Here is a 23,189-nt window from a genome sequence, read left to right as displayed (position 1 = left end):
GCATTTATACGCCACAATGGCAGGTTTTTTAATAGGACTATATCAAGTTCAGCCCCTCAAAATGAAGCTTTGAAGTAAAAGCCCTTTGCAAATTCTTGCAGAAATATTTTGCAAAAGACTGCAGCGATAATTCTTTTTCCTATATTTGTCCCTGTAACTGTCGCAAGGCAACAATCAACTATGAAATTATTCAATACTATTTGGTGGTGGCGTACTTATCCTTCCAAGATGGACAAGTAAGGCTATTGCATGGTATAGAATCAAAATATACGTACAAACGGCTCGCTGTTCATCTGACAGCGAGCCGTTTTTTTATACACTTTACATTACTACTTGCACATGAAAACCCTGGACAAGACTTATCAGATTACCACACGCCACAAAAAGCTCCTGGCCGATACATTGACGCCTGTTTCGATCTATTTGAAGCTCAGAGATCGCTTCGTCAATACAATCCTCCTGGAAAGCTCCGATTATCATGGCAACGAAAACTCATTTACATACATCTGCTGCGATCCTATTGCTTCTTTCAAACTGAACAATAGCATAGTAACTCAGAAGTTCCCCGATGGTTCTGAAGTCAATTTCGAACTAGCCAACCGGAAGGATGCGGTACAGGCTTTGTACGGATTTGCTCAAAGCTTCAAATCCGAGAAGAGCAAGTTTCCCTTTATCACCAATGGCCTCTTTGGTCATATAACCTATGATGCGGTGACCTATTTCGAAGATATTGAAATACAACCGACCAACCAGGAGACCGAAATTGACCAGATATTCTACCAGGTTTACCGGTACGTTATCGCCATCAACCATTTCAAAAACGAGCTTTACATTTTTGAACATCAATACGGCGAGACAACGGCGGAAGGTGGTATCGATCAGATCGAGGTGCTGATCAAGAACCGGAATTTTCCGCAATACGGTTTCAGTATAACAGCCGATGAGACCTCCAACGTTACCGACGACGAAATGCGGAAAGTGATCCAGAGGGGAATCGACCACTGCCTCCGCGGTGATGTCTTCCAGATCGTGCCTTCTCGCCGTTTCAGCCGCAAATTCCAGGGCGACGAGTTCAATGTTTACCGCGCCTTGCGCTCGATTAACCCCTCGCCTTATCTTTTCTACTTCGACTACGGCAATTACAAGATCTTCGGATCCTCTCCCGAAAAACAGATATTCATCAAAAACGGCCAGGCCGAAATTCACCCGATTGCGGGCACATTCCGCCGCACCGGCGACGATCAGGCAGACGCGGAAGCCGCGCAAAACCTGCTAAACGACCCCAAAGAGACCGCTGAGCACGTCATGTTAGTGGATTTGGCCCGTAATGACCTGAGCCGTAGCTGCGACGCCGTAAAAGTGACGAATTACAAGGAAGTACAATACTACTCGCATGTGATCCACCTCGTTTCAAAGGTGGTAGGCAAAATGAATAAGGACGTGAACCCGCTTCAACTCGTGGCCGACACGTTCCCCGCAGGCACCTTATCGGGTGCGCCCAAGCATAATGCCATGAAACTCATCGACCAGATGGAGTCCAGCAACCGCAGCATTTATGGCGGAGCCATCGGTTTTATGGATTTCAATGGGGATTTCAACCATGCGATCGCAATCCGGACTTTCCTCGCCAAAGACAATACGCTTTTCTTCCGCGCAGGAATGGGCGTAGTGGCGAAATCGAATGTGGAAAGTGAATTGCAGGAAATCAACAGCAAGTTGGCCGCATTACGCCAGGCCATTAAGGTAGCAGAAGAACTCTAAGAGGAAACAGCCATGTCGCAGATCAAAATATATGGCCTCAAATCTTCGCTGTACGCGATCCGGGAGCAGTTGTCCAACACATTGCACAGCTGCATTGTAGAAGCCTTCCAATATCCGCAAAACAAGCGCGCACACAGGTTCTTTTACCTTGATGAGGGAGATTTCTTTTATCCCGAAGGCAGAAGCGAACGCTATACGGTCCTCGAAATAGCCCTGTTTGAAGGCCGTTCGATAGAAGCGAAGAAGCATCTGTACCGGCTGATCTTTCAAAAATTCGAAGAAGAGCTCGGTATCACGCCGAACGACGTGGAAATCACCCTCACCGAGACTCCACCGCACAATTGGGGCATTCGTGGGAAAGCAGGGGACGAGTTGGCCCTGGATTACAAAATTGCCGTTTAAAACGATTTGAAATTTACCGTCCAAATGAAAATACTAGTTCTCGACAATTACGATTCTTTCACCTACAACCTCGTGTACATCCTCCGCGAACTGCACGACCAGGTGGACATTTACCGGAACGATAAGATCGCGCTGGAAGACGTCGGAAATTACGACAAGATCCTTCTCTCCCCCGGCCCGGGTATCCCTTCCGAAGCCGGCATTATGCACGACGTAATCCGCGAATACGGGGCTTCCAAAAGCATTCTCGGCATTTGCCTCGGGCATCAGGGAATAGGGGAGGTTTACGGCGCCGAGTTGGAGAATATGACCGACGTGCTGCATGGTATCGCCGACACGGCCATCGTTACCGACGCCAGTGAGCGCATTTTCAAAGGCCTGCCTACCCATATCAAAGTCGGACGGTACCATTCCTGGACTGTCATTCCGGAAACATTCACCGACGACCTTACCATCACCGCCGTAGACGAAAAAGGCCGGGTGATGGGGCTCTCACACAAAAAATACGACGTGAAAGGGCTCCAATTCCACCCCGAGTCTGTTTTAACAGAGCATGGCAAGGAAATGCTGCAAAACTGGTTGCAACTCTGACCTCCGCATTTGAACTAACACCACCTTACCCGACGATATTAGCAATTAAAAACTGTCATGAAACACATTCTTAGCCATCTTTTTGAATACAAAGTCCTCGACAAATCGCAAGCCAAAGACGTTCTGATGGGAATTGGAACCGGCAAGTATTCTAATTCAGAAATTGCTTCATTTTTAACAACCTATGCCATGCGCAGCATTACCGTCGAAGAACTGGAAGGCTTCCGTGACGGCTTGCTCGAACTCTGCCTTTCGGTGGATTTGTCGGCATATGATCCGATCGACGTTTGCGGAACGGGAGGCGATGGCAAGGATACATTTAATATTTCGACATTATCCTGCTTTGTCGTGGCGGGGGCGGGTCAAAGGGTGGCCAAACATGGTAACCACGGCGTTTCGTCTATGTGCGGGTCGTCGACGGTGCTGGAATACCTGGGAGCGAAGTTTACGAACGATAAGGATTACCTGGAACGGAAGATCGACCAGGCGGGTGTGTGCTTTTTGCATGCTCCTCTTTTCCACCCGGCCATGAAGAATGTAGCACCGGTACGGAAGGAATTGGGCGTGAAAACGTTCTTCAATATGCTGGGTCCGATGGTGAATCCGGTATCGCCGAAAAAACAGCTTGTGGGCGTATTTAGTCTTGAATTAGCGCGTCTTTTTGCTTATCTTTACCAACAAACGGATAAGCAATTTCTGGTTCTTCACGCATTAGACGGCTACGACGAAGTGTCATTGACAGGTGCTTTTAAGATTATCACCGCTCATTCCGAGCAAGTTCTTACCCCCTCTCATCTAGGGCTTCAAACTTTGCGCGCCGAAGATTTATCAGGCGGCGTCACGGTGGAAGAGTCCGCCCGGATTTTTATGAATGTTTTGAACGACACGGCAACGCCTTCGCAGAAGCAGGCGGTGCTGGCCAATGCGGCGATGGCGCTTTATTGTGCCAATCCGGCGTTGTCGCTGACCGACGCCGTGGAAACAGCCCGGGAATCGCTCGAAAGCAAGAAAGCATTGGCCGCTTTCAAAAAATTGATCGAAGAATAGTTAGCGGGGAAGCATTTCTCCCTTTTTATAATTGCAGTTACAGCATTTTTAGATGAATATTTTAGAAAAAATTATCGCCCGCAAGCAGGAAGAAATCAGCGAATCGAAAAAGCAGCGATCCATTTCCGACCTGGAAAAGGAGCCATTGTTCGCGCGCCCGACTGCCTCGCTCGCGGCGGCGCTAAGGTCATCTACTTCACCCCGCATTATCTCGGAATTCAAACGAAAGTCCCCTTCAAAAGGCATTATCAATGCTGATGTGCAGCCTGAAATCGTGACGAAGGATTATGTGGACTCAGGTGCCGTGGGACTTTCCGTTTTGACCGATATCGACTTTTTCGGTGGCTCATTTGCCGATTTCCTCGCCGCCAGGAAGGCTAACCCGCAGATTCCGATGCTCCGGAAGGATTTTATCGTGGATGAATACCAGCTTTTCGAAGCCAAATCCATCGGCGCGGACGTAATCTTGCTCATTGCAGCATGCCTTACGCCTTCGGAAATCGCTCATTTGAGCCGCAGGGCGCACGATCTGGGCCTGGAAGTGCTGTTGGAAGTCCATGATGCGGAAGAACTGGCTGTAAGTACAGGCGAGCATATCGATATCGTCGGCGTGAACAACCGTAACCTGAAAACTTTTGAAACCTCCATCGAAACCTCGATCGCATTGAGCGAGCTGATTCCCGATGCTTTCGTGAAAATTTCAGAGAGCGGTTTAAAAGACGCCGAAACCATTGTGAAGCTGTTTCAGAATGGTTATAAAGGCTTTTTGATAGGAGAAACGTTTATGAAAACTGCGAACCCCGGCGCCGCACTGACAGGTTTGCAACAAAATTTAACTCAACATAGCAATCTAAATCCTCTGGTCCTATGAAAATTAAAATTTGCGGATTGCGCCAGCAAGGCAACATTGAACAGGTAGTAGCCTTACAGCCCAATTTTATAGGGTTTATTTTCTATGAAAAATCACCCCGCTTTGTGGGCGAGGAACTGAACGAGGAATACATCCGCAGCATTCCTCAGAGCATCAAAAAAGTAGGGGTATTCGTGAATGCAAACCCTGGCCATATCCTGAATATGGTCAAAAAATACGACCTGCAGTATGTGCAGCTGCACGGCAACGAAATGCCCGACATCTGCCGCAGCATACGTCAGAAAGGGGTGAGCGTGATCAAGGCATTTTCCATTGACGAGAAGTTCAACTTTGCCATGCTAAACAACTACAAATCGTTTTGCGACCTGTTTTTGTTCGATACCAAAGGCGAAAACCCGGGCGGCAACGGCACGGCATTCGATTGGAAACTGCTGAGCAAATACGATAATGAAAAGCCATTCCTCCTCAGCGGCGGCATCGGGCTCGACAACATCGAAGAGATTATCAGCTTATCACAGACACTCCCTATTTACGGCATCGACGTCAACAGCAAGTTCGAAACCGAGCCGGCAGTGAAGGACATCGCCAAGCTGGAAGAATTATTTAGTTTAGTTCGCGTAAAAGAGCAAGAAGAAGCGGAAGCTTAAATTTTATGGAATCAATTGCAGAAAAGAAGTCGTATCAGGTAAATGACCGCGGTTACTATGGCACCTTCGGGGGCGCATTCATCCCTGAAATGCTATATCCGAATGTTGAAGAACTGCGTGAAAACTACCTGCAAGTAATCGCAGACCCTTCTTTTCAAAAGGAATTCAACGATTTACTACGCCATTACGTAGGCCGGCCAACACCGCTTTACCCCGCTCACCGGCTTTCGGAAAAATATAAAACCAATATTTTCCTCAAAAGGGAAGATCTCTGCCATACTGGCGCACACAAGGTAAACAACACCATCGGGCAGATTCTGATGGCCCAGCGCCTGGGCAAAAAACGCATCGTGGCCGAAACCGGCGCGGGACAGCACGGCGTGGCGACAGCCACCGTATGTGCATTGATGAACCTCGAATGCATCGTGTACATGGGCGAGCTCGATATCGAGCGCCAGGCACCTAACGTAGCGCGCATGAAAATGCTCGGCGCGGAAGTACGCCCGGCTACATGCGGCTCGCGTACGCTGAAAGATGCCACCAACGAGGCCATGCGCCACTGGATCAACAACCCGGTTGATACGCATTACATTATCGGTTCTGTGGTAGGCCCACACCCTTATCCCGACATGGTAGCACGCTTCCAGTCGGTTATTTCGGAGGAAATCCGTTGGCAGCTCAAAGAGCACACGGGCAAGGAAACACCTGATTATGTGGTGGCTTGCGTTGGCGGCGGCAGCAATGCAGCAGGCGCATTTTACCACTTCCTCGACGAAGAAAACGTCAAACTTGTAGCCGTCGAAGCGGCAGGGTTGGGGCTTACGTCGGGGCATTCTGCGGCGACAGTCGCATTGGGTAAGCCTGGTGTACTCCACGGAAGCCGCACCATCCTGATGCAGACCGAAGACGGCCAGGTGGTGGAACCATTTTCTATCTCCGCGGGGTTGGATTACCCGGGCATCGGCCCGCAGCACGCATGGCTTGCCGCCAGTGGCCGCGGTACGTTTCTTTCGGCCACGGACGACGAGGCGGTGCAGGCCGCGTTCGAGCTCACCCGCCTCGAAGGGATTATCCCCGCTCTGGAATCATCGCACGCATTGGCCGTTTTAGGCCGTCTGGGCGCTTCCGAAAACGAAACGGTGGTATTGAACCTCTCGGGCCGCGGCGACAAGGATATGGGTACTTATATGAAATACATCGATTAATTCTCACCTCAATATAACATCACATGGCTACATTGACATTGCCAGAGGTTTTCGATCTCCGATTGAAAATCCAGGAACTGGAAGCAAAGGTAAACTCAGGTGAACTGTCGCTCTTCGAACGTTGCGATATGGAAGACGAGATCCTTGAAATGAAAGAAAAACTGGGCGAGTTCGATCGCCTGAAATTCAGCGACGAAGGCGAATGCCTCAACTGCTCGGCCTAGTCCCGGATCACCATTAATCCATACCACATATGCAGAGATTTAAACTCTTTTTGCTTGCTTCCATGGTCCTTTTCAGCACCATGTCGTTTGTTTCACCTTCAAATCCACCTAAAAAAATGCTGCGCCACGTTGTTCTTTTCAAATTCAAGGATTCTTCAACACCAGCGCAAGTGAAGGAAGTGGAAGACGCTTTCCGTAAGCTCCCTTCGAAAATCAAAGAGGTAAAAGGATTTGAGTGGGGTACCAACAACAGCCCCGAGGGACTGGCTCAAGGCTTCACACACGTGTTTTTCGTAAGCTTCGACAGCGAAGCCGGCCGTGAAGTATACCTGCCTCACCCTGAGCACAAAGCATTCGTAAAAGTCCTGGAACCACACCTGGACAAAGTATTGGTTGTTGACTACTGGACACAAGAATGAACCGCATTGTAAGTCTTTTTCAGAATTTTAATAAAACTACGGACAGCCAGGGACTGCTGAACGTGTATTTCACGGCCGGTTTCCCGGAGCTGAACGATACTACCCGTGTATTGCGGGCATTGCAGGATGGCGGTGCCGACCTGGTGGAGATTGGAATGCCTTATTCCGACCCTGTAGCCGACGGTGAGACAATCCAGCAAAGCAATGACCGCGCGTTGGAAAACGGCATGTCGGTACGCATTCTGTTCGATCAACTGCAAGGTATGCGGGACACGATTACTGTGCCGGTGCTGTTAATGGGTTATATCAATCCGGTATTGCAATACGGTATCAAGGAATTTTGCGCCAAATGTGCCGAAGTGGGTGTCGACGGGCTCATTTTGCCTGATATGCCGATGGACGTGTATTTGGATGAATACAAATCCGTGTTCGACGCGCACGGTTTGCTGAATATCTTCCTGGTTACGCCGCAGACTTCGGAAGCGCGCATTCGCCAGATCGACGAGGTGAGCGAAGGTTTCATCTATACGGTTTCCTCTGCCAGTGTTACCGGTTCGAAATCCGGTGTGAGCGGCGACATGGAAGCATACTTCGAAAAACTAGATGCCATGAAGCTTCGCAATCCGCGACTAATCGGATTTGGAATTAAAGACCATGACACTTTCGTGAAAGCTTCGAGCCACGCCGCCGGTGCGATCATCGGAAGCGCGTTCATCCGCGTGTTGCAGCAGAGTACCAACCTTGAAAACGATATTAGGGCGTTTGTAAGAGAAGTAAAAAATTCTTCAGAGGCAATTCCGGCATAATTCGTCGCGGAGCGACCGATTTTATTTTTCTTCAGGCATTAATTTTGTACAAACAACCTGTTAACGGGTTGTTTGTTTTTTTATATCCCAATGCTGCCTATGAAAGCCTTCTTTTTGCTACTCACCATCCTCATATGCAGCGCATATACGCCTGTATTCGCACAGTTCAATTTCGACGTCGAAGGCGGGCTGGTATTGAACACCAGCTACAATAAAGTACAAATTCCAAGCGGACGCGGAACGCGCGTGAATCTTCCAGAGCAGCTCGACCTGGACCAGAGTGGGTTTTATCGCATTCGTGCGGGGTACCGGATCGGCAACCGCCACAATATCTCCGCATTGTTCGCGCCATTGACGATTCACTACCGTGGGACGCTTTCAGAGAACACCAATTTTAACAATCACAATTTTCTACCGGGACAACCACTCAATGTAGATTACCGGTTCAACTCGTACAGGCTTACCTATCGCTACGATTTTTTTGCCAATGGAAAGTGGAGGGTAGGGGCGGGGCTCACCGCCAAGATCCGCGACGCCGACATCCGGTTCAAGAGCGAGTACGCCGACACGCATTATGACAACCTTGGTTTTGTTCCACTCATTAATTTTTATGCTTCCTGGAAACCTGCCTACCACTGGTCCGTCATCCTAGAAGGCGATGCACTCGCCGCGAAGCAGGGACGTGCCGAAGACATCTTCGGCGGCATTGCTTACAATTTCAACAACACGATCGCGGTCAAGCTCGGGTACCGCATGCTCGAAGGCGGCGCTGACAATGATAAGATTTACAATTTCAACTGGATCAACTACGCTTCAGCCGGCTTGCTGATTACACTCTGACGGTGTTACTATTCCCCGATTTTCGATAATTTCTGGGGTAAATGCAGCAGGAATTCGCTATATTTCTTTGTTTTTAACGCATATGGGCACTCGGTAATTTTTAGATGCCACATGCGTTATAAAAACTTCACAGTTATACCTAGACCACTATGGCTCCTTTCACTACCTCAATGGAAGGCCTGTTGCTACGCATTCAGGAATACCGACTGAAATATTATCAGAACCAGTTACTCAAAGGCGCGATCTTCTCGATCGGGCTGCTGCTGACTGTCTTTTTGTTTTTCAATACGATCGAGTATTTCGGGCGGTTCAGCTCGGTGGTGCGCGGGATGCTGTTTTTTGGCTTCCTGGCGGTGCTGGTGTTTTCGTTCGTGCAATGGGTGGTACAGCCATTGATCCATTTATACGGATTAAGAAAACCGCTTTCCGATGAACAAGCCGCATTGCAGATCGGGCAGTATTTTCCTGAGGTAGGAGATAAGCTCGTGAATACATTGCAGCTTCGAAATTTGACGGGAATGCAATCGGACCTCATTGAGGCAAGTATCCGGCAGAAGTCGAGCCAGCTGCTGATCGTCCGCTTTTCGGATGCCATTCGTTTTAATGAGAATAAAAAGAGGCTCAAGTACGCGGTATACCCGCTCGCTGCCATCGCAGTGATTTTGCTTTTTAATCCTTCATTTTTCTCGTCAAGTTCGGATCGCATAATCCATTTTCAGAAGAATTACACCTACGCACCATTCTCTTTCGAACTGCAGAACAAGAGCCTGAAAGCATTTCGGAATGAGGATTTTACATTAAACCTCACCTTGAAAGGAGAGGCTATACCATCCGCCGTTTACCTCGTACAGAATGGTACCCGCTTCAAACTGACGCAGGAAAGCACGAAGGATTTTTCCTACACATTCAAAAACCTGCAGCGCGACGTCGCTTTCTCTTTCGACGCCGCGGGCTATGCTTCCGAAGAATATCGCATTGTAGTGGACGAACGGCCGTCGCTGCTATCATTTGATGTGAATTTGCATTATCCTGCGTATCTCAACAAACCTTCGGAAGGTCTGAATAATGTAGGGAACCTTTCGGTACCGGAAGGCACGACCATCGAGTGGAATTTCAATACTTCTTCTACCAAAGCATTAGCCATTAAGTTCGAAAACGACTCGGCATTGTATACTGCAAAAGAGAGCAATGGCGACCATTTCGAAATTCGCAGAACGGTTCGAAAATCGGCTCAATACCAGGTAAATCTAAAAAATGATCAGACGTCGAATTCGGACAAGATCGGCTATTTCATCAATGTCATTCCCGACAAATATCCGGTCATGAACCTGGAAAATTTCCAGGATACCACATTATACAACTATCTCGTGCTGGGTGGTTCGATCAGCGACGATTACGGGTTTTCGCAGCTACGAATGTTCTATTCGGTGAAGAGAGCCAATGAGGACAAGCCGGCAGCGCCGAAGAGCATTCCTATTCCATTTAACAAAACCGTCAATACCCAGAGTTTCTTTTTCCAATGGTATGTAGATAGCCTCAAACTCGCCCCAGGTGACAAGATCGAGTATTATGCCCAGGTTTGGGACAATGACGGCGTAAATGGCGCGAAGAGCGCCCGTTCGCGCTCGATCCAGTTCACCGTACCCTCCAAAGATCAACTGGAAGCCGAGGTACGGAAATCGGAGCAGGAAACCGAGAATCAAATGCAATCGGCAATGAAGAAGGCACAGAGCCTGCAAAAGGATATCGAGAATCTGGATAACCGGCTTAAAAGCAATAAAGAACTCGATTTCAAAGAGCAGAAACAGATCGAGGAGGTGCTACGCAAGCGCGAGGAGCTCATGAAGGAGTTGGAAGCATTGAAAGAAAAGCATCAGGATACCAATGAAAAGGCGCGGCAATTCAATCAGCAGAGTCCCGAGTTACAAGCCAAAATTGAGCAGCTGCAGAAACTGATGAACGATTTGATGGACGAGGATACCGAGAAGCTGTATAAAGAGCTCAAAAAGCTTTTGGAACAAAAACAGAGCGAGCGGATGTCGACGATGTTGGAAAAGCTCCGTAATAAGGAGAATAACCTCGAAAAAGAACTGGAAAGAACCATGAAGCTCTTCAAGCAAATGCAAATGGAGCAGAAAATGGAAAACCTTGCTGAAAAGCTGAACGATTTGGCCGATAAGGAAGAGGATCTCGCGGAAAAATCAGAGCAAAACGACAAGAACAAAAATTCCGACGATAAGCAGGGTAAGAATGAAGACTTGAAAAAAGAGCAGGAGAAAATCCAGGACGACTTCAAAAAAGCGCAGGAGAACAGTAAGGAGATTGAGGAAATGAGCAAGGACCTGGAACAGGAGCTCGACATGCAGAAAGAGGAGCAAAAAAACGCTTCTGAGCAGATGGAACAGAGTAAGCAGGAGCTGAGTAAACAACAGAACCAGAAAGCGTCCCAGTCGCAAAAAAATGCAGCAAAGTCGATGAAGAAAATGGCGCAGTCGATGCAGGAACAAATGGAGTCGGCGGAAATGGAGCAAATGCAGGAAAACCTCGATGCACTGCGCGACATTCTGGAAAATCTGATCACATTGTCCTTCGACCAGGAGACCTTAATGAAAGATTTCCGCGGCGTAAGCTTGCAAGATCCGCGTTTTGTAAAACTCGGCCAGCAGCAACTGAAACTGAAAGACGACGCGAAGATCGTAGAGGACAGCCTGTATGCCTTGGCGAGCCGCGTGGTGCAGATCCAGTCGTTCATCACCCGCGAGCTGAACGATATGAAGTCGTACATGAATGAAAGCGTGAAAAGCATTAAGGATCGGCAGATTAATGTCGCCACTTCTAAGCAGCAGTTCGCGATGACCTCCATGAATAACCTCGCATTAATGCTGAGCGACGTCTTTAACCAAATGCAACAGCAAATGGCGATGGCTATGCCCGGCGCCGGGAAAGGCAAGAAGGGTAAGCAGAAAGGCCAGCAACCCGGCATGGGCGAAATGCAGGAGAAACTGAACGGGCAGATCAAACAACTTGGACAGGGTAAGGAAGGACAGGGCAACCAATCGGAACAGCTGGCGAGAATGGCCGCTCAGCAAGCCGCAATCCGGAAGATGATCCAGGACCTTATGGAGCAGCAGAAAGGTACCAAACAGGGCCAGCAAATGGGCAAGGAATTGCAGGACATCGCCGACAAGATGGACGAATCCGAAACCGATCTCGTGAACAAACGCGTAACGCCGGAGCTGATCAAACGCAATCAGGAGATCACCACACGCCTGCTCGAATCCGAGAAAGCTATGAAAGAGCAAGACGAGGACGAGCAACGCAAAGCACAGGCTGCTAAGCAGCTGCCTAAACAGCCACCTGCCGCATTTGAAAAATACATCCGCGAGAAAGAGAAGCAAACCGAACTGCTTCGTACGATACCGCCCACATTCTCACCATTCTACAAACGCGAGGTGGACAACTACTTCCGTAAATACCAGGCCAAGAACTGATCATACGCCCATTTTGTTGGGCTAGGGCAGGGGATAGCGTTAACTCTTTTTAACAGGGTTTACAGACGCTATCCCTTGTTTTTCATGTTCTTAATGACAGACTTCGTAAGTTTGTAAATTATTTACGATCAAATATTTAAATATCATACACCTGGCGCCACTTGACAGGGCGATGGTGTATGGCTATCAAACATGGTAAGTTTCTTCTCGGAAGGCATTGATTTTAAGGTAGTTAATCCGATAAAAACAAAAAAATGGCTTAAAAACGCCTCAATTTCAGAAGGTTATGAGCTATCTCAATTGAATTACGTGTTCTGTTCGGACGAGTACCTTCTCGAAATTAACAAGCAGTATCTCGATCACGACTATTTCACTGACATCATTACGTTTGACAATAGTGAGGAAGACAATCAATTGGAAGGGGACATTTACATCAGTGTAGATAGGGTACGTGAAAATGCAGCAACGTTCCACACCGATTTTGACACAGAAATGCGCCGTGTGCTCATTCATGGGCTGCTCCACCTCGCGGGTTATGACGACACGAGTGAAGCGCTTAAAACGGCCATGAGGGCTAAAGAAGATGAGTATCTTAGGCTGTTCTAGTTAAATTTCCACGTGGAACACTTTAATTAAAGTGGTTTAACAAGTGAGTAATAATATGTTTCAGGAATATGATGTGATCGTGGTAGGCGCAGGCCATGCAGGATGTGAAGCCGCCGCTGCCGCAGCGACGATGGGTTCGTCGGTGCTGCTGATCACAATGAATATGCACACAATCGCACAGATGTCGTGCAACCCCGCCATGGGCGGCGTCGCGAAAGGACAGATCGTCCGCGAAATCGATGCGCTCGGCGGACAGTCGGGGATCGTCTCCGACAAAACAATGATCCAGTTCCGGATGCTGAACCTCTCCAAAGGTCCGGCCATGTGGAGCCCCCGTTGCCAAAGCGACAGAGTAAGATTTGCGGAAGAATGGCGGTCTATTCTCGAGAACAATCCGAACGTTGATTTCTGGCAGGATACGGCTAAGAACATCATCGTCGAGGACGGCAAAGCTTGCGGGGTAGTAACAAGCCTAGGCATTGAAATCCGATCGAAGGCCGTTGTGCTAACCAATGGTACCTTCCTGAATGGACTCATCCATATCGGCGAAAAGAACTTCGGCGGCGGACGCACCGGGGAGAAATCTGCCACCGGCCTGACCGAGCAATTGGTAACTCTCGGCTTCGAAGCGGGGCGCATGAAAACCGGTACGCCCCCGCGTGTGGACGGCCGCTCACTCGACTATTCGAAAATGGAAGAGCAACCCGGCGATGAAAATCCGGCTAAATTCTCCTACACCGATACCAAGCCGCTCGCCAAGCAACGCAGCTGCTGGATCACCTATACCAATCAGGAAGTACACGACGTGCTGAAAACCGGCTTCGAAAAATCGCCCATGTTTTCCGGACGCATTAAGGGACTCGGACCCCGTTACTGCCCGTCGGTGGAGGACAAAATCAACCGCTTTGCCGACAAAGACCGTCACCAGATTTTCGTTGAGCCGGAAGGATGGGATACCGTGGAAGTATATGTCAATGGCTTCTCGACGTCGCTGCCGGAGGACGTACAATATGCAGCGCTCAGGAAAATACCTGGCTTTGAAAACGCCAAAATGTTCCGTCCGGGCTACGCGATCGAGTACGACTATTTCCCACCGACACAGCTGAAATCTACGCTCGAAACACATTTGGTGAAGAACCTCTTTTTTGCAGGCCAAATCAATGGCACCACAGGGTACGAGGAGGCTGCTTGCCAGGGACTCATGGCCGGCATTAATGCCCACCGGAATGTGAACGATCTCGATCCATTCGTTTTGAAAAGATCGGAAGCATACATCGGCGTGCTTATCGACGACCTCATTAACAAGGGCACCGAAGAGCCTTACCGCATGTTCACCTCCCGCGCCGAATATCGCACACTACTTCGCCAGGATAATGCGGATTTGAGACTTACCGAAAAAGGTTACGAAATCGGTTTGGCCAGCGAAGAGCGGGTAGAGGCAATGCGCAAAAAGAAACGCGAAACGGAAGAGATCATCGCCAAACTGAATGTGACCAAACTGACTCCCGACGAGATTAACAGTGCATTGGAAGCGATCGGTACCGCACCGATACGTGAGAAAATCCCGATCGCGCAGCTGCTCAGGAGGCCACAAATTTCGATTGACCAGCTGCTCGAAGCAAGTCCTGTAGTAACCGAATTGCTGGCAGAATATAGCACAGATTCCGTGCAGCAGGCAGAGATCAATCTTAAATACGACAGCTACATTGAGAAGGAAATGCTGCTCGTGGAGAAAATGAATAAGCTCGAAAACCTCGCCATCGTCGATAATTTCAACTACGACGGGGTCACTTCCTTGTCCTTTGAAGGCCGTGAAAAACTGAAAAGAACACGCCCTTCCACGATCGGCCAGGCGTCGCGCATCAGCGGTGTCAGCCCTTCGGATATATCTGTTTTAATGCTTTACATAGGCCGCTAATGTCTTTAGAAACGCTCGACAAATGCCCGGTATGCCAGCAATCCAGTTTCAGCAATTATCTGAATGTGGAGGATTATACCGTTTCACACAAAGAATTCACGATCCAGCAATGCAATTCCTGCTACTTTCTGTTCACGAATCCGCGACCGTCGGAAGGATCGATTGGCGCGTATTATGAGTCGCAAGACTACATTTCTCATCATGATGAAGCCAAGGATCTGATGAGTAAAGTGTACACTTCTGTGAGAAATCATACAATTGAACAGAAGGTAAAACTCATCAACAGTCTCGTTCAACCGAAAGGAACATTACTCGATATTGGCTGTGGAACCGGCAATTTCCTAAGCGCTGTCAAGGTCGACGGCTGGAAAACTTTTGGTACCGAACCCGATTCAGGAGCGCGTCAAGTGGCTTCTAGAAGGGTAGGAGCGACCATTTTTGAAAGCATTTTCGAGGCGGATTTGGGAGGACGGCAGTACGACATCATCACAATGTGGCACGTACTGGAACACGTCCACAAACTGAACGAAACGATAGACTGGCTGCAAAAGCATTTAAAACCAAATGGACGTATCCTTATTGCGGTACCCAATCCACAATCGCATGACGCCCTGAAATATGGCCGTTTTTGGGCCGCCTACGACGTTCCTCGCCATTTGTACCATTTCACCCGTGCTACAATGAAAAAGCTTCTCCAAACGCACGGATTGACCGTAAAAAAGATACTCCCGATGTGGTTTGATTCTTTTTACGTGAGTATGCTGAGTACTAAATATAAAAGCGGCAAAACCAACTTAATCGATAGTGCAGTCACTGGTCTGCAGTCCAATTTCAAAGGCCGTGCAGGCACCAACAAAGAGCTCAATACTTCCAGTCTGATCTACATTATCACGAAAAACTGACCAGTACCAACACATCAAACGGCCCTCAATACCCACTGTATTGGGGGCTTTTTAAATTCAACTGAAATGCTTAGAACGATTGTATTTGCCATCCTCATACTGTTCTTCTTCGAACGCTGCGCCCAACAAGTACCGCCTACCGGAGGTAAGAGAGACTCCATTCCACCCATGCTCGTGGAGAGTAATCCCATGAACAAAACCCTCAATTTTAAAGGCAGAAAGGTCGAATTGTTCTTCGACGAATATGTGGTGGTGGACAATATCAACCAGAAACTCGTGATCACACCCGAGGCCGACAACCCCTATTCCTACAAGCAAAACGGGATGTCGGTACTGCTTACCTTCAAAAATCAATTCAAGGACAGCACTACCTTCACCCTCAACTTCGGTGACGCGATCAAGGATTTTGCGGAAAAAAATCCCGCGAAAAACCTCAAAATTGTCTTCAGTACCGGCAATTCGCTCGACTCCGGGCGTGTGTACGGGACATTGAAAGATATCCGCACCAACAAGCCGATTTTCGACGCGCTCGTGGGCTTGTATAATGTCAGCGATACGCTCAACATCGCCAAACAAAAGCCCTACTACTTCTCCCGCACGGATAGCAGCGGCGTATTTTCCATTGAAAATATCCAGACAAGAGAATACAAACTCATCGCAATTGACGATAAAAACCGCAACATGCTTTTCAACGCAAAAGATGAGCGTATGGGATTTTGGGGCAAAACCATCACCGCCGGCACCGATTCCGTGTCTTACCACTTGAATATGTATCTTTCCGATAACACTCCCTTAAAGGTACAGCGCACGCTGCCCAGAGTGAACAACTATTCAGTGGTATTCAGTAAGCCAATTGAAAACGCAGAAGTAACATTCGTTAATAAAGATTCACTTCCCTACCTGCTCGAACCAAATGGCACAAACCTCAAATTTTTCAATGTAGAACCGCATCCCGACACCGTTTTTGTAAAACTCAAAACGTTGGATTCTCTGGGAGTTGTCAGCGAATTCGAGCAAAAAATCGCATTTCAAGCGCAGCGCGGTAAGCAACGCCAACTCGATCCGCTGTCACTTACAACCGTTCCCGAAGCCAATAAGCCGCTTACCAATTCCTTCACATACAAGCTCGTCCTAAACAAACCTGTTCGCACAATCGACGACCAGAAGATCGCATTAATCTCCGATAGCCTTACACACGAGCCACTAAATGCATTTAAATACAGTTGGAATAAAAACCATAATATCCTCACAATCGACGCAAAATCGTTCGCTAAAGACACAGTGAAGTGGGACATTCCCAAGGGCTCGATCATCAGTGTCGAAGGTGATACGCTTCCCAAAACGCTGCTGCGGCACACTATTTTAAAGGAAGAAGATTATGGGGTAATCCGCGGGCGCGTGACGAATGCTGATACGTCTGTGCATTTCATTCTTGACCTGGTCGACGAGCAGTATAAAATCGTCGAAACACTTTACCAATCGCCCTACACTTTCAAGAATATCCCTCAAGGAAAATACTTTTTGCGCATCACCATCGACAAAAATCGTAACAGGAGATGGGACACCGGTCAAATGGACAAGGACCTGCAGCCAGAACCGATCTATTACCTCCCGGATAAGATCCTTTTGAAGGCAAATTTCGAGTTGAACGACATCAACATCACGATTCCTGAAGAAAAATAATGACATTTTTGTCTACAGTCTGTGGATAACTATGTGAATAACGCGGAAATTTTGTTGGTAAAAGGGGTGAAAATGTGAATAAGCTTGTGGATAACCCCTAATATGTGTGGATAAAAAAGTGAATTTCGTCCTGCAGTGGATAACCAACAGCTAAATCGTAGTTAACAGTACGTTGATTCACTTAAGAAACTGTGGATAACAAATGTAGTCAACTAAAGGCTTTTACCCACATTCCAATGTGAACAGAATAATTCCTAACTTGTATTTCAACTACTTAAATGTTGATTTTCAAAATTTCTACAGTGGATAACTACGCATACTTATCCACAAAATGTGAATAAGTATGTTAATCTACAGTGGATAAGGCTTTTATTCACAAATCCACAGGCACACTGAAGGATAATAACTAAAGGAAAAAGATTTTTTTATCTATTATGAAAAGGGTTACGAGCTGTTTGATGATAGGATTTCTGCTTTCCGGGGCGGCGGCGGCGTTCGGGCAGGGCGAGCGGGAGCTGGCCGAGGAGTATTTCAAAAACGGGGATTGTCCGAAGGCACTTAGTTACTATTCTTCATTTCTGAAAAGCTCTTTTGAAAAAATCTCGCTTAAGAACTATACCAGTTGCATTGTGAAGAGCAAGGCGTGGGGAGATGGCGAGCAATTTTTCAAAAAGCAGATTAAAGGTGATGCCAATAATGCGGCATGGTATTACCTGAACTGGGGCATTATGCTTGAGAATCAGGGAAAGACCGTAGAAGCGTCCAAAAAGTATGAACAGGCCATTACCGCATCCGGTGTGAGAACGGAGCTTAAACGCGATCTGGCGGAGGAATTCCGGGCGCAAAATCAATCGGAATGGGCGAAGAATATCCTGCTCGAAGCGCGCGAGAGTGCAAAGCGCTACGACATTTTCCAGCTGGAACTGGCAAGCGTGTACCGCGACCTGAATCAGCCCGAAAAGATGATCGACGAGCTGCTGTCATATGGTATGCGCTACCAGAATACGGAGGTGGTTCAGAATATGCTTCAGGATTTTACGAAGGACGAGAAGGAGCAGGCATTGTTGGAAAAGGTTCTTTACGATAAGATCCAGAAGTTCCCACAGGAGGGTTTCTATAATGAGCTGCTGATCTGGTATCAAGTGCAGCGCAAGGATTTTTACAAGGCATTCATCCAGGAACGAGCATTAGACCGCCGTTTTAAACACAACGGGGCACGGCTTTACAACCTCGGAATGCTGGCCTTGCAGAACAATGATTACACCAATGCAGGCACGATCTTCGATCATTTAGTGAAAGAATATCCCAAAGGACAACTTTACCCGGTGGCTCGCAGAATGGCCATTTTCGCGAGGGAGGAGCAGGTTAAAAACACCTACCCGGTAAAGCGTAGCGAAGTGCAGAAGCTGCTCGGACAGTATCAGCAACTCGTAGACGAGTTAGGCGTGAATGTTCGTACGATTGAAGCGCTGCGCAACATGGCGATTTTGAATGCATTCTACATGGATGATTTCAAAAAGGCGATCGAAATTCTGCAAACGGCGATCGAAGCGGGTAAGGCGGAGAAGAGTTTTGTAGATAAATGCAAGCTCGATTTGGGGGATATTTACCTGCTGCAAGGCGAGCCCTGGGAAGCGACGCTGGTGTATTCACAAGTCGAGAAATCGCAGAAAGACGATGTGCTGGGATACGAAGCAAAGCTGCGGAATGCGAAGCTGCATTATTTTAAAGGAGAGTTTGAACTCGCCAAGGCGGTACTCGATATTCTGAAGAAGGCGACGAGCCGCGAGATTGCGAACGATGCCAACGAGCTTTCGTTATTGATCATGGATAACACCGGGCTCGATAGTACCGAGGCGGCGATGAAGGCTTACTCATCCGTGGAGCTGCAATTGTTCCAGAACAAGAAGTTCGAAGCAATTGATACTTTAAAGCAGCTATATAAAAGATACGAGAGCCATAGCCTCGCCGACGAGATTCTCTGGCTTACAGCGAAGACTTACATTAAGCTCGATAGCAACCAGCAGGCGATGGCGGATCTGAAATTGTTGTATTCAAAATTCGGCCATGACCTGTATGGCGACGACGCGCTCTTCGCGATGGCGAAGCTCTACCAGGAGAAACTCAATGACAAGGACCAGGCGATGAAGTTGTACCAGGAGCTGATGGAAAAGTTTCCGGGAAGCATTTTCGTCGCCGAGTCGCGGAAGCGCTTCCGGATTCTGAGAGGTGATGTGATCAACTAGGGAATTTTTGTCACGAAGAGAAAAAGGCCTCGAAGTTTGTCGCTTCGGGGCCTTTTACGTTTTAAAATTCACGTGCTTCTATCCGGATTCAGTCAAATACTCAAATCTCAGGCGCATTAAATTCAGGTATTTCTATTTTAACTCATTCATTAATAGTGATTTGAATTCTGAAAATTCAGGTTTCATTTTAATCGACACTTTTTCAATATCGAGCAGCGATTTCAATCTTTCGGGTACATCAATGCTTTTTCCCAATGTTTCTTCTACGAGGTCGATAAATTTGGCCGGATGGGCTGTCGAAAGGAAGACGCCTGTAAAATCACTGTTCGTTTTTTTCCGGTATTCCTGAAGACCCCGGTAGGCTACGGCGGTGTGTGGGCACATCACGTAGTTGGCATTCCCAAAAACTTCGCGCATCGCTTTTTGCGTTTGCTCATCATTGAAGAATGCGCCGGAAACTTTTTCATTGATCGCATTCCAGTCGTCATTGAAAAATCGCGTTAACCGCACAAAGTTGCTCGGGCTGCCTACGTCCATCGCATTGGATATCGTTTCAATGGAAGGAAGCGGTTCATAGTTGCCGGACTCGAGGTAACGAGGTACCGCATTGTTTACATTCGTGGCGGCGATAAAATGCTCAACCGGCAAACCCATGCGATAGGCGAGTACACCCGCGCTGAGGTTTCCAAAATTTCCGCTTGGTACAGAGATTACCAAAGGTTTACCCAATTTCTTCAGTTGCGCGTAAGCCGCGAAGTAATAGAATGATTGTGGGATGAGCCGGGCAATGTTAATGGAGTTGGCCGATGCCAGGTTATATTTTGCACTTAATTCAGGATCCAGGAAAGCTTCCTTCACCAGGCGCTGGCAATCGTCAAACGTTCCGTCGACTTCAATGGCCGTTACATTGTGGCCGAGGGTAGTCAATTGTTTTTCCTGAATATCGCTCACTTTTCCGCTGGGGTAGAGGATCGTTACCGAAATGCCTGGTACTTTGTAAAAGCCTTGTGCAACTGCGCCACCGGTATCGCCCGATGTGGCTACCAGGATACGGATTTCCTTTTTTGAGCGCTGCAAAAAATAGGACATAATTGCGGCCATAAACCTTGCTCCGAAGTCCTTGAACGCCATGGATGGGCCATGGAACAGTTCAAGCACATAGTCGTTGGGCGTGATCTTCTTCACCGGCGCTTCGAAATCATATGCGCGATCAATGATGGATTCAATTTCGCTTCTTGTAATTTCGCTGCCCAAAAGCGTCGCGGTCACCTCGATGGCAATCTCTTTGAAGGATTTATTCTCAATGTTGGCCATAAATTCCTTAGAAATCGTCGGAATGAATTCGGGCATATAGAGACCGTTATCGGGAGGAAGGCTGTTGAAAACGGCTTCTTCCAGCGAAGCTTTCAAGTCGGCAGTTTTGGTACTATAGAATATCATTTTGATATAAATTGATCCGGAAAATGGGAGCGCAAATTTAACTAAAATCCCAGCAGGTCAGTTATTTTGCCAACTTTTAAATGGATTTTCGGAATAAATGTGTGAATGGTACTTTGTACTGAAAGTATTGCGGGGATCGTGCCGACGGATAATTTTGTTCAGTAGTAATAAGTAGAATAATCAATATAACAAACCAAATAACATGTCGATAGGAATTTTCAATGTGCCGGTGTTAAAAAATGAGCCGGTTAAAAGCTATGCACCAGGCAGCCCGGAACGCTCAGAGCTCAAAAAAGCGCTGGCAGAGGCTCGCGCCAAAGTCATTGATATACCACAATACATAGGTAGCGAGGAAGTCTATTCGCAGAATAAAAAGGTGGTATCTCCGCCCCACGATCATCAGCACGTTCTGGGCTATTTTCACGAGGGAACTAAGGAAGATGTGGCTAAGGCGATCGATGCGGCTTTGGAAGCGAGAAAAGGCTGGGCAGCGCTTACTTGGGAGCAACGCGCAGCGATATTCCTGAAAGCGGCGGAGCTGATTGCCGGTCCGTACCGCGCCGAAATGAATGCGGCAACGATGCTGGGGCAGTCTAAAAATGCCTACCAGGCAGAGATCGACTCGGCTTGTGAAATCATTGATTTCCTTCGACTTAATGTGAATTTTATGCGGGATATTTATGAAGAGCAACCCATATCTTCCGAAGGCGTCTGGAACCGTATGGAATACCGTCCGCTGGAAGGTTTTATCTTCGCTATTACCCCGTTCAACTTCACAGCCATTGCAGGAAACTTGCCCGCTGCCCCTGCATTAATGGGTAATGTGGTGATCTGGAAACCGGCTTTTACGCAGGTATACGCAGCTAATGTAATCATGAGAATTTTCAAGGAAGCAGGGCTGCCTGACGGCGTTATCAATATGGTTCTGACAGATGGACCGGTTGCAGGCGACGTGATCTTCAAACATCCTGATTTCTCTGGAGTACATTTCACAGGTAGTACCAAGGTGTTTCAAACGATCTGGAAAACGATCGGCGAGAATATCGCTGCTTATAAGACATTTCCAAGAATAGTGGGCGAAACGGGCGGTAAGGATTTCGTGCTCGCGCATAAATCCGCGGATGCAAAGGCGGTGGCTACAGGCCTTGTCCGAGGTGCATTCGAATACCAGGGGCAGAAATGCTCGGCGGCTTCGCGGGCTTATATTCCTTCCAATTTGTGGGAAGAGGTTAAAAGATTTATGCTGGCTGATCTGGCAGAGATCAAAATGGGTGGTGTAGAGGATTTCTCGAATTTCGTGAATGCGGTAATCGACGAAAAATCGTTCGACAAGATCGCTTCTTATATAGATGGGGCAAAGGCCAGCGCCGAGACGGAAATCGTCGCAGGCGGCAATTTTGATAAGAGCAAAGGGTATTTTGTCGAGCCGACCATTATCCGGGCCTTCAAGCCGGATTATGTGACCCTGTGCGAGGAGATCTTCGGGCCGGTGCTCACTATATATGTGTATGATGAAAATGAATTCGAGCAAATCATTCCCGTCATCGACGCCACTTCTCCTTATGCACTGACGGGTGCCGTCTTTGCTAAAGACCGCTATGCCATTGAATATGCAACCAGGCATTTGGTGAACGCAGCAGGTAACTTTTATATAAACGATAAGCCGACCGGGGCCGTAGTAGGGCAGCAGCCATTCGGAGGAGCGCGTGCATCGGGTACCAATGATAAGGCCGGATCCGTTTTAAACCTGCTGAGATGGGTATCGCCACGTGCACTGAAGGAGACGCTCGTTTCGCCGAAAGACTATAAATATCCGTTTCTTTCCGGCGAATAATTGTACAATGCTTTTGAATAATTTAAAAAGTCGAAGAACTTTCAAATTTTTCGACTTTTTTCTTGCCTGGGTATTGGACTTGAAAAAATGTTTTCTACCTTTGCAATCCCAATCGCAAACGAAGCGACTGACACGGAGAAAAGAAAGCGCGGTTGGCACTGTTCTTTGACATGATGAGATAGACCAAAAGAGTAAGAAAAACTCGTTTGAATAGAATTAAGCTACTTAAAGTAGCAAACAAAAATTTACAATGGAG

19 protein-coding genes are annotated in these 23,189 nt (G+C 47.7%); 18 read left to right on the top strand and 1 reads right to left on the bottom strand.

Features of this window, described 5'->3' with window-relative positions; genetic code table 11:
* The first annotated feature begins 339 nt into the window (after positions 1 to 339).
* The 17 genes from AC2YIT_RS31805 (at position 340) to AC2YIT_RS31725 (ending at position 19,659) form a co-directional block, all read left to right on the top strand.
* Positions 340 to 1,761, top strand: a complete 1,422-nt coding sequence (locus tag AC2YIT_RS31805; RefSeq protein ID WP_487281883.1) for an anthranilate synthase component I family protein — start codon at positions 340 to 342, stop codon at positions 1,759 to 1,761.
* Between the two features lie 12 nt (positions 1,762 to 1,773).
* Positions 1,774 to 2,163, top strand: coding sequence for a tautomerase family protein (locus tag AC2YIT_RS31800; RefSeq protein ID WP_487281882.1), 390 nt, complete (start codon positions 1,774 to 1,776; stop codon positions 2,161 to 2,163).
* 24 nt (positions 2,164 to 2,187) lie between these two features.
* Entirely contained in the window at positions 2,188 to 2,754 is a 567-nt protein-coding gene (locus AC2YIT_RS31795; RefSeq protein WP_487281881.1) for an anthranilate synthase component II, read from the top strand.
* Positions 2,755 to 2,811: 57 nt separating this feature from the next.
* Positions 2,812 to 3,801 carry an anthranilate phosphoribosyltransferase gene (gene trpD, locus AC2YIT_RS31790; RefSeq protein ID WP_430851953.1) on the top strand — a complete coding sequence of 330 codons (990 nt, stop codon included), beginning with the start codon at positions 2,812 to 2,814 and terminating at the stop codon, positions 3,799 to 3,801.
* Between the two features lie 52 nt (positions 3,802 to 3,853).
* Positions 3,854 to 4,672: an indole-3-glycerol phosphate synthase TrpC gene (gene trpC / locus AC2YIT_RS31785; protein ID WP_487281880.1), complete on the top strand. Its 819-nt coding sequence runs from the start codon at positions 3,854 to 3,856 to the stop codon at positions 4,670 to 4,672.
* Positions 4,669 to 5,319 carry a phosphoribosylanthranilate isomerase gene (locus AC2YIT_RS31780; RefSeq protein ID WP_487281879.1) on the top strand — a complete coding sequence of 217 codons (651 nt, stop codon included), beginning with the start codon at positions 4,669 to 4,671 and terminating at the stop codon, positions 5,317 to 5,319. The genes trpC and AC2YIT_RS31780 overlap by 4 nt, the downstream gene beginning before the upstream one ends.
* A 5-nt stretch (positions 5,320 to 5,324) precedes the next feature.
* On the top strand, positions 5,325 to 6,524 hold the full coding sequence (trpB, locus tag AC2YIT_RS31775) for a tryptophan synthase subunit beta (RefSeq protein ID WP_430851959.1): 1,200 nt from the start codon (positions 5,325 to 5,327) through the stop codon (positions 6,522 to 6,524).
* 23 nt (positions 6,525 to 6,547) lie between these two features.
* The gene (locus tag AC2YIT_RS31770) at positions 6,548 to 6,748 is read left to right on the top strand and encodes a hypothetical protein (protein ID WP_015813244.1); all 201 of its coding nucleotides are present in this window, start codon (positions 6,548 to 6,550) and stop codon (positions 6,746 to 6,748) included.
* Positions 6,749 to 6,810: 62 nt separating this feature from the next.
* Positions 6,811 to 7,167 carry a Dabb family protein gene (locus AC2YIT_RS31765; RefSeq protein WP_430851977.1) on the top strand — a complete coding sequence of 119 codons (357 nt, stop codon included), beginning with the start codon at positions 6,811 to 6,813 and terminating at the stop codon, positions 7,165 to 7,167.
* Complete coding sequence (gene trpA, locus AC2YIT_RS31760; RefSeq protein ID WP_430851961.1) at positions 7,164 to 7,973, top strand: tryptophan synthase subunit alpha; 810 nt, start codon at positions 7,164 to 7,166, stop codon at positions 7,971 to 7,973. Before AC2YIT_RS31765 ends, trpA begins: the two co-directional genes overlap by 4 nt.
* 99 nt (positions 7,974 to 8,072) lie before the next feature.
* Positions 8,073 to 8,813 (top strand): porin family protein, encoded by a 741-nt coding sequence (locus AC2YIT_RS31755; RefSeq protein WP_487281878.1) that lies wholly within the window; start codon positions 8,073 to 8,075, stop codon positions 8,811 to 8,813.
* Positions 8,814 to 8,983: 170 nt separating this feature from the next.
* On the top strand, positions 8,984 to 12,304 hold the full coding sequence (locus AC2YIT_RS31750) for a DUF4175 family protein (RefSeq protein ID WP_487281885.1): 3,321 nt from the start codon (positions 8,984 to 8,986) through the stop codon (positions 12,302 to 12,304).
* Between the two features lie 192 nt (positions 12,305 to 12,496).
* Positions 12,497 to 12,910 (top strand): rRNA maturation RNase YbeY, encoded by a 414-nt coding sequence (gene ybeY, locus AC2YIT_RS31745; protein WP_487281877.1) that lies wholly within the window; start codon positions 12,497 to 12,499, stop codon positions 12,908 to 12,910.
* A 55-nt stretch (positions 12,911 to 12,965) separates the two neighbouring features.
* Positions 12,966 to 14,828 (top strand): tRNA uridine-5-carboxymethylaminomethyl(34) synthesis enzyme MnmG, encoded by a 1,863-nt coding sequence (gene mnmG / locus AC2YIT_RS31740; RefSeq protein ID WP_487281876.1) that lies wholly within the window; start codon positions 12,966 to 12,968, stop codon positions 14,826 to 14,828.
* Positions 14,828 to 15,730 (top strand): class I SAM-dependent methyltransferase, encoded by a 903-nt coding sequence (locus AC2YIT_RS31735; protein WP_487281875.1) that lies wholly within the window; start codon positions 14,828 to 14,830, stop codon positions 15,728 to 15,730. The genes mnmG and AC2YIT_RS31735 overlap by 1 nt, the downstream gene beginning before the upstream one ends.
* Before the next feature lie 66 nt (positions 15,731 to 15,796).
* Positions 15,797 to 17,413, top strand: a complete 1,617-nt coding sequence (locus AC2YIT_RS31730; RefSeq protein ID WP_430851971.1) for an Ig-like domain-containing domain — start codon at positions 15,797 to 15,799, stop codon at positions 17,411 to 17,413.
* Positions 17,414 to 17,871: 458 nt separating this feature from the next.
* A complete protein-coding gene (locus AC2YIT_RS31725) occupies positions 17,872 to 19,659 on the top strand; it encodes a tetratricopeptide repeat protein (RefSeq protein ID WP_487281884.1) in 1,788 nt (595 codons plus the stop codon).
* 132 nt (positions 19,660 to 19,791) lie between these two features.
* On the opposite strand, the gene thrC is transcribed toward AC2YIT_RS31725, so the two are convergent.
* Positions 19,792 to 21,099: a threonine synthase gene (thrC, locus tag AC2YIT_RS31720; protein ID WP_430851973.1), complete on the bottom strand. Its 1,308-nt coding sequence runs from the start codon at positions 21,097 to 21,099 to the stop codon at positions 19,792 to 19,794.
* A gap of 202 nt (positions 21,100 to 21,301) precedes the next feature.
* On the opposite strand from thrC, the gene pruA reads away from it, so the two are divergent.
* Positions 21,302 to 22,933, top strand: a complete 1,632-nt coding sequence (gene pruA, locus AC2YIT_RS31715; RefSeq protein WP_430851975.1) for an L-glutamate gamma-semialdehyde dehydrogenase — start codon at positions 21,302 to 21,304, stop codon at positions 22,931 to 22,933.
* Positions 22,934 to 23,189 lie beyond the last annotated feature (256 nt).

Source organism: Dyadobacter sp. SRI_021, assembly GCF_057586235.1.
Note: the sequence above shows the minus strand (reverse complement) of the source record. Positions and strands in the feature narration are given on the sequence as shown.

Excerpts from the sequence above, each read along its gene's own strand:
- AC2YIT_RS31805 (WP_487281883.1), top strand. The coding sequence starts at position 340 with ATGAAAACCCTGGACAAGACTTATCAGATTACCACACGCCACAAAAAG.
- AC2YIT_RS31750 (WP_487281885.1), top strand. The coding sequence starts at position 8,984 with ATGGAAGGCCTGTTGCTACGCATTCAGGAATACCGACTGAAATATTAT.
- trpD (WP_430851953.1), top strand. The coding sequence starts at position 2,812 with ATGAAACACATTCTTAGCCATCTTTTTGAATACAAAGTCCTCGACAAA.
- AC2YIT_RS31765 (WP_430851977.1), top strand. The coding sequence starts at position 6,811 with ATGGTCCTTTTCAGCACCATGTCGTTTGTTTCACCTTCAAATCCACCT.
- AC2YIT_RS31725 (WP_487281884.1), top strand. The coding sequence starts at position 17,872 with ATGATAGGATTTCTGCTTTCCGGGGCGGCGGCGGCGTTCGGGCAGGGC.
- trpA (WP_430851961.1), top strand. The coding sequence starts at position 7,164 with ATGAACCGCATTGTAAGTCTTTTTCAGAATTTTAATAAAACTACGGAC.
- trpC (WP_487281880.1), top strand. The coding sequence starts at position 3,854 with ATGAATATTTTAGAAAAAATTATCGCCCGCAAGCAGGAAGAAATCAGC.
- AC2YIT_RS31795 (WP_487281881.1), top strand. The coding sequence starts at position 2,188 with ATGAAAATACTAGTTCTCGACAATTACGATTCTTTCACCTACAACCTC.
- AC2YIT_RS31735 (WP_487281875.1), top strand. The coding sequence starts at position 14,828 with ATGTCTTTAGAAACGCTCGACAAATGCCCGGTATGCCAGCAATCCAGT.
- pruA (WP_430851975.1), top strand. The coding sequence starts at position 21,302 with ATGTCGATAGGAATTTTCAATGTGCCGGTGTTAAAAAATGAGCCGGTT.
- AC2YIT_RS31755 (WP_487281878.1), top strand. The coding sequence starts at position 8,073 with ATGAAAGCCTTCTTTTTGCTACTCACCATCCTCATATGCAGCGCATAT.
- AC2YIT_RS31730 (WP_430851971.1), top strand. The coding sequence starts at position 15,797 with ATGCTTAGAACGATTGTATTTGCCATCCTCATACTGTTCTTCTTCGAA.
- ybeY (WP_487281877.1), top strand. The coding sequence starts at position 12,497 with ATGGTAAGTTTCTTCTCGGAAGGCATTGATTTTAAGGTAGTTAATCCG.
- mnmG (WP_487281876.1), top strand. The coding sequence starts at position 12,966 with ATGTTTCAGGAATATGATGTGATCGTGGTAGGCGCAGGCCATGCAGGA.
- thrC (WP_430851973.1), bottom strand. The coding sequence starts at position 21,099 with ATGATATTCTATAGTACCAAAACTGCCGACTTGAAAGCTTCGCTGGAA.
- AC2YIT_RS31780 (WP_487281879.1), top strand. The coding sequence starts at position 4,669 with ATGAAAATTAAAATTTGCGGATTGCGCCAGCAAGGCAACATTGAACAG.
- AC2YIT_RS31770 (WP_015813244.1), top strand. The coding sequence starts at position 6,548 with ATGGCTACATTGACATTGCCAGAGGTTTTCGATCTCCGATTGAAAATC.
- AC2YIT_RS31800 (WP_487281882.1), top strand. The coding sequence starts at position 1,774 with ATGTCGCAGATCAAAATATATGGCCTCAAATCTTCGCTGTACGCGATC.
- trpB (WP_430851959.1), top strand. The coding sequence starts at position 5,325 with ATGGAATCAATTGCAGAAAAGAAGTCGTATCAGGTAAATGACCGCGGT.